We start from the raw sequence: 14757 nt of genomic DNA on the forward strand, positions 1-14757 counted from the left end.
CACCCTCGGATGAGGGTGGAGCCCTGGTCCGTCGTTTCCTACCGTCATGGGGGGAATGTCAGCAGCCGGCGGGCGCTCCCCTGCAGCCGCTCCCGTCGAGTGAAGGAGCGACGATGCGCCCCACTCCCCTCCGTCGGTTGCCCGCGCGGCTGCTCCACCGCCGGAGCCTGCTCTGACTGGCGCTGCTACAGCGAGGTCCAGATGGTCTCGGCGTCGACGATGCGGTTGTACCGCCAGGTGACTGCTCGTTCCACGGCGGCGACGACACCGGCGACCGTGAGAGTCCCCAGCAGCCAGCCGGGCAGGACCACCGGCGAGGTGAACGTCCCGAACCGCTCCGCCACCTGCGGGATCGAGGTGACCATCTCGATCCCCGCGGGTACGGCGAGCACCAGATTGACCAGCAGGATCACCACCGCGGTGACAGCGATCCTCCGGCTCAGGCGCGGGTGATCCCGGGTCAGCACTGCCCGCCGGTGCTCCAGGGTCCCCGGCGCCGGAGCCAGCCGGCGTTCCCGCCCGTCAGGGGTGACGAGATGGACCCGGGTGACGCCGTACAACCCGGCGTCGACCTCGATCCTCCCTCCGGGAACGGTGAAGCCGGCGGGCATCTCGGCCGCACCGATGCGCTGCCCGTCCCGGTAGAGCCGGGCCTCGTGGTCCTCCATGGTGTGGGTCTCGACGGCCCACACGGCGGCCCCGCCGTCGGGATCGGGCAACGTGATCGTGTGAACGGTGCGGCTCAGTGCCTGGTGGAGCCGAACAGGTCGGAGCATCCTCATCACCTCGTCCTGTCTGCGGGAACGTGCCTCGGTCGTCGCGTCAGAGGCTGCATCGGGCATCGACCGGCGGGGTCTCGAGGTCGAGGATGTAGGCGTTGACCGCATCGTCGACACACTTGCTGCCACCGAGGAGATAGGCGCCGTGCTGCTTGCCCTCGACGGTCAGCAGGCTCGCGCCGAGAGTTCGCGCCATGGACACGCCACCCGGATACGGCGTCGCGGGATCACCGGTGAGCGACACGACGAGCGCCTCGGGCAGACCCTCGAGATCGGCAGGCAGCCACGGTTCGTCGCGTGTCGGCGACGCGGGCCAGGCCTCGCACTCGCTGTGATAGGTCCCCGCCGTCAGCACGTCGATGCCGAACATCGGCGCGACGTTCGCGACCTCACGCGCGAGCGCGGTCTGCTCCTCCGCTGTCAAGCGGGGCCAGTCCATGCAGCGCACGGCGATGTTCGTGTCGATGTCCGTGGCGTACACGCCGTCGGCGGTGCGGCTGTAGAAGCCGTCACGCAGGGCGAGGATCTCCTCGGCGCGCCCCGCGTCGAGCTCGGTCAGGGCGGAGATCAGCGAGGGCCAGTGCGCCTCCGCCGCCAGGCCCGCCGTGATCCCGAGATAGACGTCCCAGACGCTCACGTGCCTGCCGTCGGCAGTGGCCGCCGGGGCCTCGACCAGCGGTGCGACGATCTCGTGCAGACGCTGGTTCGCCGCTGCAGGATCGGACCCGAGAACACAGCCGGGTGACTCGGCGCAGAGCGCGGCGAGCTCGTCGAACCGGGCCTGGGAAGCAGCGAACTGGGCGAGGCGGAGCTCGCTCGGTGTCCAATCCGGCCCCACGGCACTGTCGAGCACGACCGCACGGACCTTGTCGGGATGCGCGGCGAGATACTGGGCACCGATCTCGGAGCCGTAGCTGTAACCGAGGAAGGTCAGCTGCTCGTCGCCGAGCACCTCCCGCATGACGTCCATGTCACGCACCACGTTCGCCGACCCGGCATTCGCGAGGTTCTCGACGCCACCGGAACCCTCGATACAGCGTTGCGCGTGATCCGCCGCCTGCTCGGCACTGGTGATGTCGTACACGGCACCGAACCGGGGAACATCGCCCGCGTCGTACTCCTCGTCGGTGTAGCAGTCGAGCGCCGGGGTCGACGCCCCGATCCCCCGCGGGTCGAAACCGACGATGTCGAAGCGCTCCGCGACAGGACCCTCCTGCCACTGAGGCAGGTGGGACGCCACGAAACTCGTGCCCGCCCCTCCGGGGCCGCCCGGATTGATCAGCAGCGACCCCTCGGCCTCCCCCCTGGCGGGAAGGCGGGTGAGCGCGATCTGCGCCCTCTCCCCCTCCGGGGCGCCGTAATCGAGCGGAACCTCGACCGACGCACACTCGAGCGCAGGGTTGGCGAACAACTCGGCATCCAGCGCGTTCGTCGCGGTGTCCGCGCAACCGCCCCACTCGAGTTCCTGCGTCAGATAGGCCGCCATACCCGCATCCGCGCCGGCTTCGGGCGGGGCCGCCGACGAGCAGCCCGCCAGCAGCAGGAGAGGGATGACCGCTGTCGCCGCGGCGAGCCGGGAAGGGGACCGCCGTGACCTGGCCGACTCCGTTTCTAGCATGAACATGCTACAAATCTAGCATGCCCATGCCACAACGGGGAGATATTTTTAGGCCATGCCCAGACGAGTAGACCCGGATGCCCGGCGTGCGCAGGTCGCCGACGCCGTGATCGACGAGATCGCCGCACACGGACTTCGCTCGGTGACCCTCGCGCGGATCTCGGCACGCTCCGGCTTGGCCATCGGGAGCATCCGGCACTATTTCGGCGACACCCTGCGGGAGGTCATGTCGTTCACGTTGGGCGTCCTGATCAAGCGCGCCGAGCACCGCAGTCCGGGGCTCTCCGACGATCCGGCCAGCCGGGTCGCCGAGGCGATCGTGCTCACCGCGCCGACCAGCGAGCAGGAGCACAAGGAGAACATCGCACTCGTCGAGTACCGCGTCATGGCCCGCACCGACCCGGAGTTCGCAGCCGACGTCGCCTCGACCTCACTCGCGACCACGGAGGCGATCCGGGCGCTCCTGCGCGCGGCGCTCGCCGACCGCATGATCGACGAAGAAGCACTGCGCCGCGAAGCGCTCCTCCTGCTCACCCTGGTCGAAGGCTTCTCACTCGGTTCGGCTCTGGTCCCCGCCCCGCTGCACGAGGCAGACGTCCGCGCCGTCGTGACGAGCACCTTGCACCGCATGCGCGACGCGTACCCGCCTCGCCTGGAGGTGCCGGTAGATCACCTCGCGACCTGAGCCGGCGCACGATCGCCACCGGTGGGTTGCGAGGGCCTGCCCGGTCATCCCCGCGACCTCGTCCTGCCGATGCCCGGCCGCAACCTCGGAGACCGGAGACCCCGCTAGCAACTCGGAAGCTCGGACTCGATGGTCGCGACCCGCTGTGCCGTCCGGTAGGCGTCGGCGATGCGGTCGGGAACGGACGGGTCGCCCCGCAGCTCGAACGCGTCCGCGCCGGTGACCTCACCGGCGCGGGCCGCCCGGGCGGTCCGGATCGCGGCGGCCCAGTCGCCGACGTAGGTGAGATCAGCGGTGCGTACCGGTTCCAGGGAGAACCGGGCCCCGGTGCCGCGGTCGAACGCCAGCACCCAGTGCACGGTGCCGCCGTCCGGACCGTCGTGCAGCTCGTAGGCGATCGTGTAGTCGCGGTCCAGCGCCGCGCACGCCTCCCGCACGTCGGGTGAGCTCCCCAGCAGATTGTTCATCCGGGACACGTGCTCGCTCGACATGAAAACCACTGTGAACATGCTGCTGCCTCCTCGAGTCGTCGCGTCGTACGTCATGCCCGGCTCATCCCATGACGGTGCGGCTGCTGTCGGTGTTGACCGCACGCCGCCGGGAGAAGGCCGCGAGATCGATCACGGCACCGGTCCGCTCGGCGACGAACTGGACGGGATCGGTGTCGTGATCGCCGCCGCCCTCGACACGGTCGATGATCGCCGTCATGAACCGGCCGACGACCGGGGCGTTCTTGAACTGGTTGCCGCTGGTTCCGATCGCGACGTAGAAGCCGGGCAGATCGGTCCGGTCATAGACCGGGGTCCAGTCGTCGGCGACGTCGTACACCCCGACCACCCCGCGGGCCCGGTGCGGAACCCGCAGCTCCGGCAGCCGTCGCGCCGCCCGCACGGCCTGGGCTTCGAAGACCTCCATGGTGGGGTTCGGATGCGCGTCGTCAGGACACTCCAGCCACTGGAAGGGGTCGCACTCGGGTTCGGTGCCGCCGATGAGCAGCCCCCCGCCGACCTCGCCGCGCAGGTAGATGCCGAGGTCCATGTCGGCGACGGAGATGCCCTCGCCGCCCTCCGGGTGACGACCCGCCGGCGCGCGGACGTGGGCGACCTCCTGGCGCATCGGCGTCAGCGAGATCGTGAAGTCCGAGCCCACCCCGGCGAGCCGGTTGATCGCCGACGACCAGGGTCCCGCGGCGTTGACGACCACGTCCGCGTCGATCCGGGTCCCGTCGTCGAGCAGGACCGCGCGGACCCGAGCGCCGCGCTCGATCGCCGTGACCGCGCGGCGCAGCAGGAACCGCGCGCCGTGCCGTTCCGCGGCCCACGCGAGGTTCCGGGCCGCGAGCTGCGGGTCGCTGACATAGCCCGCATCCGGGGTGTGGACCGCCCCGACGGTGCCCTCGGCTTCGTCGAAGAAGCGCTCGTCGGCGATGGGCTTCGGCGGCCAGTAGCGGCCGACGTCGATGCCCGGGATGCGCTGCGCGAGCGTCGCTGCGTCCCACTCCTCGAAGGGCACGCCTGCCCGCTCCAGGTGCGGGACGAACATGCTGCGCGGGGCCACGGCGACGTCGAGAAAGGCCAACCCGGTGCGGACGTACCGGGTCATCCCGGCCGGGTCCTCGCCACCGAGATGGTCGGCCCACGCCTCCCAGGCGAACCGGGACTCCCAGGCCGCCGCAACCCCGGCCCGGGTGGAGAAGTTGAATCGGACCACAGCGCTCGATGCACTGGTGGAGCCGTGCCCGACCCCGCCCGCCTTGTCGACGACGACGACCTGCCGACCGCCGCGGGCGAGCTCGAGTGCGATCGAGGAGCCGACCACTCCGGCTCCGATGACCACGGCGTCAGTTCTCATGGGCGTCCTTGTCCGGAGGGCCTGCATTCGCGACCAGCATGGTCGGGGCCCCGGGCACGACGACAGCCGCAACTGTCACGTGGTTCGGACCCACCGGCACGACAGGTGTCGACCTCGGCCCGCTACCGGCCCGGTCGGTCCGGTGACGTCACCAACCGGTCGTACGTGCCCGCCAACCGAGCGATCTTGATCCCCAGATGGAAGGCGAGGCGGTCACCGCCGCTGGCGAAGCTCAGGCCGGTGAGCTGCTCGATGCGCGACAGACGCTGATAGAGCGTCGCCCGGTGGATGTGCAGATCCGCGGCGGCCCGCTGCACGTCGCCCGCGAGGTCCAGGAAGGTCTCCGCGGTCTCCAGGAGCTGCCGGGCACCCCGGTGCTCGGCCAGCCGGAGCAGGGGCACCGGATACGACGAGATGTCCAGATCGCCGGGCGCGAGCATGGCGAGCAGCCCGTAGACGCCGATCCCCTCCCAGGTCACCACGTCCGCGAACTCCGGCAGGTGCTGCGCGGCGCGGTTCGCGATCACCGCGTGCTGATAGGCCTGGCGGGCCTGCACCAGACCGTCGTCGTGGCTCTCCGTGCCGGCCGTCCAGCGGTCCCCGGTCGCCCGGACCAGCTCGGCGGTGACGCGAGCCGCGACCTGCTCCACCTGGTGGCCGGCCACCTGCTCCCCCACGACGAGGACGACCAGGCCGGTGCGCCGGACCCACACGAGCGTGCTGCGTTCGGGTGCGCGCCGCAGAACCTGGTCGGCGGCCTGGGCCAGTGCCGTGGCGAGGACCCGGTCGACGTCGGCGTCGTCGGCGGTGGGGCGGCAGCCGATGACGGCGACCTCGACGTGGTCGGCCTCGCGGAGCAGGTCGTCCTCGCGCAACTCGGAGAGCGCGTCGCCACGGGTGGCCACATCGGACGACACGAGGCCTCGCAGGAGCACCTCCATCCGGGCTCGCCGGCGCTCCAGCGCGACGTCGCGACGGTAGAGGCGCAGTCCGATCTCCTCGGCGACCTCCACGGAGTCCGCGATCTGCTCCTCGGTCAGTGGAGCGTCCTCGATCAGCCACAGGAACCCGAGCAGCAGGCCCGCGCACCGGATCGGCACGCACAGCCGGGGTTTGATACCGGGGAGCGGCACGGTCAGGCGGGCCGGCTCGGTGAGCTGCCAGACGTTCTGCGCCTGCACCAGCTCGCGGACCTCGTCGCCGACATCCCGGCCGAGCACCGAACGGACGCGTGTCTCGTCCTCGTCACCGAAGTGCCTGCTGGCCGCAAGCAGGCGGATGTTCGGGTCGTCGACCGCAACCGACCGCTGCAGTCGCTCGGCCAGTGCGTCGACGGCCTCCTGCAGGCCCGCCTCGTCCTCGGTCCCGGCCGTGTGCAGCCGGTCCCATGCCCGCTTCGACACGACCGCACGACCTCCAGACGTTCACACGACGCAATCGCAGCATAGGCATCCGGCGACAGCACAGGAGTACCTGCGCACCGGTGGGAGCCTGCGCTACCGGGCCGGCATGTGGAGCTCGAACCAGTCCACGGCCCGGGCCAGGAAGTCGATCTGCGCCGGGTAGGCCCGCACCCCGTGCCCCTCCTGCGGGTAGATCGCCAGCACCGACTCGACGCCGTGTGCCCGCAGCGCCTGGTGGAACTCCTGGGCCTGGCCCGGTGGCGTGCAGTTGTCCAGCGCCCCCGCGACGGTCAGGCACGGAGTGCGGACCTTGCTGGCGTGCAACACCGGGCTGCGGGTGTGCGCCCGGGTTCCGTGCTGCTCCGGGTCGGCGTCGAGGAACCGGTTGCCCCACGCCGCGATGTTGCTCGTGAAGCCCTGGCTGTACCAGTCGGTCACCGGGGCGATCGGCACGGCGGCCGCGAACCGCCGGTCCTGGGTGACCAGCCACGACGACATGTAGCCGCCGTAGCTCCCGCCGATCAGGCCGACCCGGCCCCCGTCGACCACACCGCGGTCGACGAGCGTGTCGATCCCGGAGAGGAGGTCGTGGGTGTCGGCCCCGCCCATGTCGCCGACGACCATTCCGGCGAACTCCTGGCCGCGCCCGGCACTGCCGCGCGGGTTCGGGTTGAGCACCGCGTACCCGCGGGACACCAGCAGCGGAACCCACGACGACCGCATCGACCACTGGTTGCGGAACGCCCAGATCGGCCCGCCGTGGACGTTCACCACCAGCGGGAACGGACCGTCCCCCGCCGGCGTGCACAGGACCCCCTCGATCTCCGTGCCGTCCGGGGCGTCCCAGGTCACCGCCTCCGCGGTCCCGGCGACCGAACGCAGGTGGTCGGTCCCCGGGTGGGCCACCGAGGCGAGCACCCGGTCACCGTCGGGACCGGACACGACGAGCTGCTGCGGCAGCTCGTAGGACTCCTGGATCGTGCACACCCTGCCGTCGCCGGTGAACACGCCGTCCGGGTGGAAGGTGCTCCCACCACAGGCCGCCGCCGTCGAGAAGATCTCCGACACCTCGGTCCCGTCGTGTGCGACGTCGACGACGCCCGCGACCGAGTCCAGGTGCCGCAGTCCGACATAGCCGAGCCGGGTGTCGTCGAGCCACTCCAGCCGGGTGACGTCGGTACCGCGGACGTCGACGCGCCGCACCGCCCCCGACGCGGGGTCGATGACCAGCAGGTCACCGGCCACCACCCAGCGGTCGCTGCACACCGCCTCGACCACCGACAGCCACCGGCCGTCGGTCGAGCCGGTCGGCAGGGCGAGCTGGACGTCGCTGCCCAGCACCTTCCGGGTCGAGCCGTCCGGCTCGAACAGGCTCAGATCCGCGCGGTACCAGTCGTCCTCGCCGGGCCCGTCGGAGGTGATCGCCGCGACCCGCTCCGGCCCGCACCAGCCCGCCTCCCAGCAGTTCACCCCTTCCGCGGAGAGCCGGTCGAGCGCCCCGGTCCCCGGCGTGTACAGCCAAAGGCTGCGCCAGGACTGCTCCCCGACCCCGTCGTCGATGCGGGGGAACCACGACGGCGTCTCGTCGGCGCTGCGCCGGTTGACCCCCGATCCCTGCCCGCCGGACAGGTCGGCGCCGAGCCCCGCGACGCCCAGCAGGATCCGGTTGCCGTCCGGCGACCAGTGCAGGTACTCCACCGTGCCGGGCACCTCGGGCGCCGCCTGCGCCTCCCCCAGCCTGCCGTCGACGAGCAGGTGGAGCTGGGACACCCCGCGCTCGGCGCGGTCGGCCAGGAACGCCAGTGTGTGCCCGTCCGGCGAGAACCGGCCCGACCGCGCCGACGCGCCCGCGGCCGACACCTGCCGGAAGCGGCCGTCCTCCGCCGTGTAGAGCGCGGTGCGCGGCACGCCGTCGAGCCCGTCCAGGACCTCGGCGGTCACCACCGTGCGCTGCCCGTCCCGGGTGACGTGCGGCTCCCGGATGCTCGACGGGCCGCCGAACCCGGGTTCGTGCAGTGCCTGCAGGTGTGCCAGGACCTTGTCGTACTGCGCCTGCTGCTGCGTGCTCCGCTGTGTCATCGGGCCCTCCCGGATCCTGCCGTCGTCTCCTGTGGGCGAGTCTCCCCGGCGGACGGATCGACGGGCGTCAGATCCAGCCGCTGCATCAGGAAGGCGAGCCAGTGGGTGGCGTGGGTGATGCCTTCGGACCGGGAGGTCGCCATTCCGTGCCCGACGCGGTCCCAGACCCGGAGCAGCTGCGGTGCGGTGGTGTCCGGCACCGCCTGCACCCGGGCGACGAACTTACGGATCGGCCCCGGCGGGCACGCGACGTCCGCGCCACCGGCGTGCACGTACAGCGCCGGGTACACCGTGCCGTTCTCGATCAGCTGGTACGGCGAGATCCCGGCGAGCCGGGTCACCTCGTCCGGGTCGTCGAAGTCGCCGTACTCGCTGCCGATCGCGAACCGGCCGTAGGGATGGCGATGGCAGCCGACGACGTCGAGGATCGGGCACTGGGCGACCACCGCCGCCCACAGTTCGGGGCGCTGGGCGAAGGCCACCCCCGCCATGAGCCCGCCGTTGCTCCAGCCGGTCACGGCGAGCCGGTCCGGCGTCGTCACTCCGGTGCGGATGAGGTCCTCCGCGATCGCGTACAGGTCGTCGAAGCTGTTCTGCTTGTTCCGGAGGCGCCCGGCGTCGGCCCAGCCCGAGCCGAGGTCCCCGCCCCCGCGCTGATGCGAGATGACCAGCGTCCCGCCGGCCGCGACGAACGCCGCGACGGGCCCGGGGAACTGCGCGGGCCAGGCGACCCGGCCGCCGCCGTAGGCGGTGATGAGCGTGGGCGAGGGCTGCATCTTCTCCGCGGTCTTCTCCGCGCCGGCCGGCCGGACGACGTGGTAGGGCACCTCGGTGCCGTCCGCGGACCGGGCCCAGTGCAGCGAAGCGCCGGCCCCGGGCAGGTGGACGCGGGGTTCGCGCAGCGTGGTCAGCTGGCCCGACCCCGGGCGATAGCTGTACACGCCCGGTGACGACGTCGGGGTGGAGAACGCGAAGAGGAACTCCTCCGGGTGCTCCGGCGGCACCAGCGAGGCGTTGGGCAACACGTCCAGCGGGAGCGCTCCGCGGCCGGGCAGCGGCACCTCCTCCAGTTCGCGGCCGTCGAGATCGAAGACCCAGGCACGCGCCTCGGTGTCGACCGATCCGGTCACCACCAGCCGGTCGCCGATCAGCCGGACATGGCTGAGCACGCGGTCGGACGCCGCGACCAGCTCCTGCCAGCCGGCGGGGTCCGACGGCGCCGGGGCGTCGAAGGGGATCGCGACGATCCGGCCACGGCGAGCGTCGTGATCGGTGACCGCGATGTACCTGTCGCCGTGGATCACACCCGCGACCGACGCGTCGATCCCCTGGACGAACGGTCGCCACGCCCGCCCGGGCAGGTCGCACACGTACTGCGGCAGTGGCCACACCGCGGAGACGACCGCACGCGTGCCGTCCGCGGAGACCTGCACGGTGGGTCCGTGGGGGACGTCGAACGGTTCCGGCGCGTCGGGAGGAGGAGTGCCGACGGAGTGGAAGAAGGTTCGCAGGGCGAACGTCTCGGAGGACGTGTCGGCGGCCGTGTAGAAGAACCCGGAACCGTCCGGGAGCCACTGTGGAACGGTGAGCGGCCCCATGGTCCGCTGCGGGATCCGGTCCGCGAGGCGATCGCCGGTCCCCGCGTCGAGCAGCCTGACCTCACCGAGCTCGGAGCCGTCCTCGCAGACCGCGAACGCGACGATCCGCCCGTCCGGTGAGGGCGCGAACCACGAGATCTGGCGGTTGCCGTCGGAGTTCGGGTCGTAGAGGGCCGTTCCGGGGAGGTCCGGCCCGTCGGAGACGACGAGAGCGGCCCGTTCCGGGTAGTCCGGAGCGGGCGACCGGTCGAGGCGGAACCAGCGACCACCTGCGAACCGCGGCGCCGGCTCGACCATCCAGTTGCTCGAGCCGGTCCCGTCGGCGGCGAACGCACCGACCGACGCGTGCAGCGCGGCGAGATGCGGCCACCCGTCGATCATCGTGTCGGTCAGCGACTGTTGTTCCCGCTGCCAGGCGGCCGCCTCCTCGGAGTCGTCCTCCAGCCAGCGATAGGGATCGGGGAACCCGATGCCCGCCACGACGTCCTGGACGTCGACGGTCCTTGCTTCCGGGTACTCGGGACGTTCAGCGGGCATCCTCGGGTCCTTCCTGATCGCGAGAAGCCGACCGATTGTGGTCTCCGGGTCGCCGCGTGCGCAGCCGACGATTGCCGACACTCCCCCGCGTCGAGCACGACATCTGTGAGTCACGTGCGGGGTGCGAGCCGGCACACACGAGGGGCACCCGAGCAGGCCGGCGGCCGCGGGCTGCGTCGCGGCGGAACTCGGCCGGGAACGGCTTGGGCGCGATGACGATCCTTCCGGCGAGGAGCGCGCCCTCACCGGCCAGGAGCCACCCGACGCCGGAGCGGTCCCGTGCGCGTGACCGGGCTGTCGTCGTCCACGAACGTCTGGATGCGCGTCATCCCGAGGTGACCGGGGTGCCCATCTGCCCGAAGAACTCGACCATCCCGCGCGGGGAGTCGTCGGCGAAGCACAGGTCGAGGCCGCGGGCCGACATCCGGGCGGCGACCTCCGCTCGCGGGAACATCGCCGTCTCGTACCGCAGGAGGGCACCTTCCACGTCGTCGCCGTGCTCGACCAGCGCCAGCGCCAGCTCGCAGGCGTCCAGCATCGCGGCGTTCGCGCCCTCGCCCGCGAACGGCGACATCAGGTGCGCGGCGTCGCCGATCAGCGTCACGCCCGGGGTACGTGGCCACGAGTGGCCGATGGGGAGTGCGTGGATCCGGCGGGCGGTGATCTCGTCGTCGCAGTGCCGGATGAGATCGGTCAGCGCCGGGTGCCAGTCGGCGAACTCCGCCAGCAGCGCGGTACGCGCGGCGGTCACGTCGGCGGTGTCGAGGCCGTGGGTCCCGATCCAGTCCTCCGAGGTGCGCAGCATGGCGCCCAGGTGCAGGTCGCGGCCGCCGTGCCCTCCGATGTTCTTGTTGTCGGACAGCGCGAACAGGCTCCCGGTCCCGACCAGCTCGGCGGAGGCCGGCAGCCTCGTCGGCGCGTCCGTCACGCAGAGGTCTACGTAGCTGATCCCGGTGTACTGCGGGACCGCGGCCGAGAGCAGCGGGCGGACCCGCGACCAGGCGCCGTCGGCCCCGACCAGCAGGTCGGCTGTCCGATGCACGCCGCCTTCGAAGGTGAGCTCGAACCGCCCGTCGTCACGGCGACGGGCCGCGGCGAGCTTGTGGCCCCATGCGACCCGGCCGGGATCGAGCGAGTCCAGCAGGAGGGACCGCAGGTCCGTCCGGTCGATCTCGGGCCGCCCGGTCGTCCCGTCGGCGGGCGACTCGTCGATGAAGACCGTGCCCGCCTTGTCCATCACCCGCATCGCCTCCGCCTGCGGCCGGGTCAGCCGGGTGAACCGCTCGTGCAGGCCGGCCTCGCGCAGGGCCAGCTGGCCGGACTCGACGTGCAGGTCGAGCAGGCCGCCCTGGCGCCGGGCGGTGGCGGAGGCGTCGAGCTCGTAGACGGTGCTGTCGACGCCGTGCAGCTGCAGGATCCGCGCCAGCACCAGGCCGCCGATACCGCCGCCGACGACGGCAATGGAAAGGGTCATGGGGCACCTCGGTCATATACGGTGTACGTCACTAGTCGCGTACACCGTAAGTCTCCGGGTAGGGTGCTCGCAACCCACGCGAGGAGCACTGCCGTGACCGACGAACCACCGCCCATCATCTGGGCGCGCCTCTCCGGTCAGGGGCGTGGCCCGGCCCGCACCCTCGACCACGGCGCCATCACCGCGGCCGCCGTCGCGCTCGCCGACGAGGAAGGCATCGACGCGGTCTCGATGCGCAGGGTCGCGAGCCGGATGGGGCACAGCGCGATGTCGCTCTACCGGCACGTCGGGGGAAAGGACGATCTGACCGAGCTGATGTACGACGCGGTACTGGGAGAGCTGAGGCTGGACGGGATGCCGTCGGGAGATTGGCGGGCCGACATCCGGCGACTGGCCGGGGAGATGCGCCGACTCCACCACGCCCACCCGTGGATCACCCGGTTCGGGCACCGGCCGACGCTCGGGCCGCATGCGCTGCGGTTCCGCGAGATCGGCCTGGCCTGCGTGGACGGGATCGGCCTGGAGATCGACGCGATGATGGACGTACTGGCCACCACACTGCAGTTCACCAGGGGTTTCGTCGCGCAGGAACTGGGTGAGGTGGAGGCCCAGCAGCGCACGGGCCTGGACCGCGAGGCCTACCGGCGCAGCACCGTTCCCTACCTCACGCAGCTGTTGGCGACCGGTCGCTTCCCTGCACTGCGGCGGGTGGTCGTCGACGCCGACGACCACCCGGATCCGGACGCCGTGTTCGAGCGCCGGCTGGAGATGGTGCTCGACGGGTTGGCCCCCCTGTCGAGCCCCCACCCGACGACCCGCTCGGCGGGGCCGCCGTAACCGACGCCGCGATTGCATCCCGCTCGTCGGTTATGCCCCTGACCAGGCACGTAGCCGCTGCAACTGACTCCGGCGGGGTGCCTGACATGGCGAGCCGGTACCTCACCGTTCCAGCTGAACGCCTCAGAGCGGTTCGTCCGCAGGCTCGTCGCGGAACGACGGATCGCGTTCCACCGGGTCGGGCGGCACGTGCGCTTCGCCGTGCCCGCCGGGATCGTGGCTCCCCCGGTCCCTCTGGACCGGCTCGCAGCTCGGGAGGGGCCGATCTCAGGCATCTGCCACTGTGGCGCCGGTGCTCGTCAGCTGGCGGTGACCCTGCTGCCGGTGAACCTCGGCCGATCGCTCATCCGCGCGAAGGCGGTGACCGCCATGCCGGCCGACCTCGTGTGACGGTCCGAGCCGGTGACTCCGACCGTCAGCGGGCCGGCGCGTTGGTGCGCTCGGGCAGGGGTGTCGCGGTGAACACCGAGTCCGGATCGAGCTTCGACTTGATCGACAGAAGAGGTCGTGTGTTCGTGCCGTAGGCCTCCGCGATCTGGTCCGGGTGATCGGGGCCGAGGAAGTTGACATAACCCCCTGGTAGGGAGTGTGGGGCCAGTGCCTCGTGGACGGTGTCGGCCCAGTCCAGATGTGGGGTGTCGCCGCGGCCGTCGTTCTCCCACATCGCGATGACTTCGATCATCCGGTGTGGTCGGCGTATGCCGAACGCCGTCGTGTCGAGGTCCCTGCGTGTGGCGGCCCCGTGGAAGTCGTGCGCCAGGACCGCTGAGAACCCGGAGGTGAACGTGGCGGCGCCGTGCTCGAGTCGGGCGCCGACCGGCTCGGAGATGTCACGCACGGTCCGGGTGCGGATCGCTCCCCGTCGGCCGACGGGGAACATCGCGTCGGTCGCCGCCAGGGTCGTGGAGCGGGCCACGGGACCGATCTCGGCCGTCATCGGCGTCGCGAGACGAGCCAGCGCGCGGACCGGACCGTCATCGGCGTCTCCCCGTCCGATGTCGCCGGACCAGGTCGGGGCGAGGTAGACCACGGGGTCCCCGGCCGGGCCCGGGAGGAATCCGATGTCGACCGACAGTTCGTCGGGTCCTTCGTGCAGGATCTCGCCGAGGTCGGACAGCAGGCGACGGGTGCGCGTGGCGGGATAGAGGATGGTGCCCGACACCACCGTCGGTACCGGATGCAGCTGGATCCTCGCCGAGGTGACCACCCCGAAGTTGCCGCCGCCGCCCCGCAGCGCCCAGAACAGGTCCGGGTGGTGTTCGGCGTCGGCCCGCACGAGAGATCCGTCGGCGAGTACGACATCGGCGCCGAGCAGGTTGTCCGCCGCGAGCCCGAAGCGCCCGATCAGCGGGCCGTAACCCCCGCCGAGGGTCAGCCCGACCATCCCGACCGCTCCCGAGGTGCCCGTCACGGCGGTGAGCCCGACCCGTTCGGCGGCCGACACGACATCGGACGACAGTGCACCGCCCCCGACGACGGCGTGGCGGGCCTCGGCGTCGATGTGCACGGTCCGCATGCCGGTCAGGTCGAGGACGAGGCCGCCGGCCCGGATCCCACGCCCCCAGAAGTCGTGGCCGCCGCTGCGTACCGATATCGCGACGTCGTGCTCGCGGGCGGCGCGTACGGCGGCCTGTACATCGGCCGTGCTCACACACCGGACGACGACGTGCGGCGTGGTCTCGGCGGCGGAGTTGAACAGTGTGGTCGCCCGGGTGAACTCCGGACCGGCGGTGTGCACCGAGCCGGTGGGTACGGTGGAACGTAGCGCGGCGACGAGATCCGGGGCGCCGAGAGGCGGCCCGGTGGCGGGCGGATCGGTCGAGGTCATGCGTCCTCCGGTTCTGGCAGGGTCGGGGCCGCAGGACCGCGTAGCTGCTGCGACCGTCGGGAATGACT

General features: G+C 71.7%; 12 protein-coding genes. 3 read left to right on the top strand and 9 right to left on the bottom strand.

The annotated features are described in order from the left end of the window. Positions 1-185: 185 nt before the first annotated feature. Complete coding sequence (locus Pdca_RS25170; RefSeq protein ID WP_125911549.1) at positions 186-776, bottom strand: hypothetical protein; 591 nt, start codon at positions 774-776, stop codon at positions 186-188. A 46-nt stretch (positions 777-822) separates the two neighbouring features. Continuing rightward, positions 823-2265, bottom strand: coding sequence for an alpha/beta hydrolase (locus tag Pdca_RS25175; RefSeq protein WP_158092335.1), 1443 nt, complete (start codon positions 2263-2265; stop codon positions 823-825). A gap of 187 nt (positions 2266-2452) precedes the next feature. Here Pdca_RS25175 and Pdca_RS25180 point away from each other — a divergent pair, with 187 nt between their 5' ends. Next, positions 2453-3082 (top strand): TetR/AcrR family transcriptional regulator, encoded by a 630-nt coding sequence (locus Pdca_RS25180; protein ID WP_085916271.1) that lies wholly within the window; start codon positions 2453-2455, stop codon positions 3080-3082. Between the two features lie 104 nt (positions 3083-3186). On the opposite strand, the gene Pdca_RS25185 is transcribed toward Pdca_RS25180, so the two are convergent. The 6 genes from Pdca_RS25185 to Pdca_RS25210 form a co-directional block, all read right to left on the bottom strand. Then, positions 3187-3591: a hypothetical protein gene (locus tag Pdca_RS25185; RefSeq protein WP_125911550.1), complete on the bottom strand. Its 405-nt coding sequence runs from the start codon at positions 3589-3591 to the stop codon at positions 3187-3189. A 43-nt stretch (positions 3592-3634) separates the two neighbouring features. Next, positions 3635-4933 (bottom strand): NAD(P)/FAD-dependent oxidoreductase, encoded by a 1299-nt coding sequence (locus Pdca_RS25190; protein ID WP_085916269.1) that lies wholly within the window; start codon positions 4931-4933, stop codon positions 3635-3637. Positions 4934-5055: 122 nt separating this feature from the next. Beyond that, on the bottom strand, positions 5056-6336 hold the full coding sequence (locus Pdca_RS25195; RefSeq protein ID WP_085916268.1) for a PucR family transcriptional regulator: 1281 nt from the start codon (positions 6334-6336) through the stop codon (positions 5056-5058). A gap of 93 nt (positions 6337-6429) precedes the next feature. Continuing rightward, a complete protein-coding gene (locus Pdca_RS25200) occupies positions 6430-8415 on the bottom strand; it encodes a S9 family peptidase (protein WP_085916267.1) in 1986 nt (661 codons plus the stop codon). Further along, the gene (locus Pdca_RS25205) at positions 8412-10550 is read right to left on the bottom strand and encodes a prolyl oligopeptidase family serine peptidase (RefSeq protein WP_085916266.1); all 2139 of its coding nucleotides are present in this window, start codon (positions 10548-10550) and stop codon (positions 8412-8414) included. The genes Pdca_RS25200 and Pdca_RS25205 overlap by 4 nt, the downstream gene beginning before the upstream one ends. Positions 10551-10875: 325 nt before the next feature. Next, positions 10876-12024, bottom strand: coding sequence for an FAD-dependent oxidoreductase (locus Pdca_RS25210; protein ID WP_085916265.1), 1149 nt, complete (start codon positions 12022-12024; stop codon positions 10876-10878). A gap of 93 nt (positions 12025-12117) precedes the next feature. Between Pdca_RS25210 and Pdca_RS25215 the strand changes: the two genes are divergently transcribed. Continuing rightward, a complete protein-coding gene (locus tag Pdca_RS25215; RefSeq protein WP_158092334.1) occupies positions 12118-12861 on the top strand; it encodes a TetR/AcrR family transcriptional regulator in 744 nt (247 codons plus the stop codon). 114 nt (positions 12862-12975) lie between these two features. Beyond that, complete coding sequence (locus tag Pdca_RS37115) at positions 12976-13251, top strand: excisionase family DNA-binding protein (protein ID WP_232021725.1); 276 nt, start codon at positions 12976-12978, stop codon at positions 13249-13251. Positions 13252-13276: 25 nt separating this feature from the next. On the opposite strand, the gene Pdca_RS25225 is transcribed toward Pdca_RS37115, so the two are convergent. Next, positions 13277-14689, bottom strand: a complete 1413-nt coding sequence (locus tag Pdca_RS25225; RefSeq protein ID WP_085916263.1) for an FAD-binding oxidoreductase — start codon at positions 14687-14689, stop codon at positions 13277-13279. Between the last annotated feature and the right edge of the window lie 68 nt (positions 14690-14757).

Origin of the sequence: Pseudonocardia autotrophica (assembly GCF_003945385.1) — a bacterium.
In the GTDB taxonomy this organism is placed as follows: domain Bacteria; phylum Actinomycetota; class Actinomycetes; order Mycobacteriales; family Pseudonocardiaceae; genus Pseudonocardia; species Pseudonocardia autotrophica.

Bases quoted from the DNA above. Each gene is read 5' to 3' on its own strand.
- Pdca_RS25175 (WP_158092335.1), bottom strand. From the start codon at position 2,265: ATGGCGGCCTATCTGACGCAGGAACTCGAGTGGGGCGGTTGCGCGGAC.
- Pdca_RS25205 (WP_085916266.1), bottom strand. From the start codon at position 10,550: ATGCCCGCTGAACGTCCCGAGTACCCGGAAGCAAGGACCGTCGACGTC.
- Pdca_RS25180 (WP_085916271.1), top strand. From the start codon at position 2,453: ATGCCCAGACGAGTAGACCCGGATGCCCGGCGTGCGCAGGTCGCCGAC.
- Pdca_RS25170 (WP_125911549.1), bottom strand. From the start codon at position 776: ATGCTCCGACCTGTTCGGCTCCACCAGGCACTGAGCCGCACCGTTCAC.
- Pdca_RS25225 (WP_085916263.1), bottom strand. From the start codon at position 14,689: ATGACCTCGACCGATCCGCCCGCCACCGGGCCGCCTCTCGGCGCCCCG.
- Pdca_RS25200 (WP_085916267.1), bottom strand. From the start codon at position 8,415: ATGACACAGCGGAGCACGCAGCAGCAGGCGCAGTACGACAAGGTCCTG.
- Pdca_RS25190 (WP_085916269.1), bottom strand. From the start codon at position 4,933: ATGAGAACTGACGCCGTGGTCATCGGAGCCGGAGTGGTCGGCTCCTCG.
- Pdca_RS25210 (WP_085916265.1), bottom strand. From the start codon at position 12,024: ATGACCCTTTCCATTGCCGTCGTCGGCGGCGGTATCGGCGGCCTGGTG.
- Pdca_RS25185 (WP_125911550.1), bottom strand. From the start codon at position 3,591: ATGTTCACAGTGGTTTTCATGTCGAGCGAGCACGTGTCCCGGATGAAC.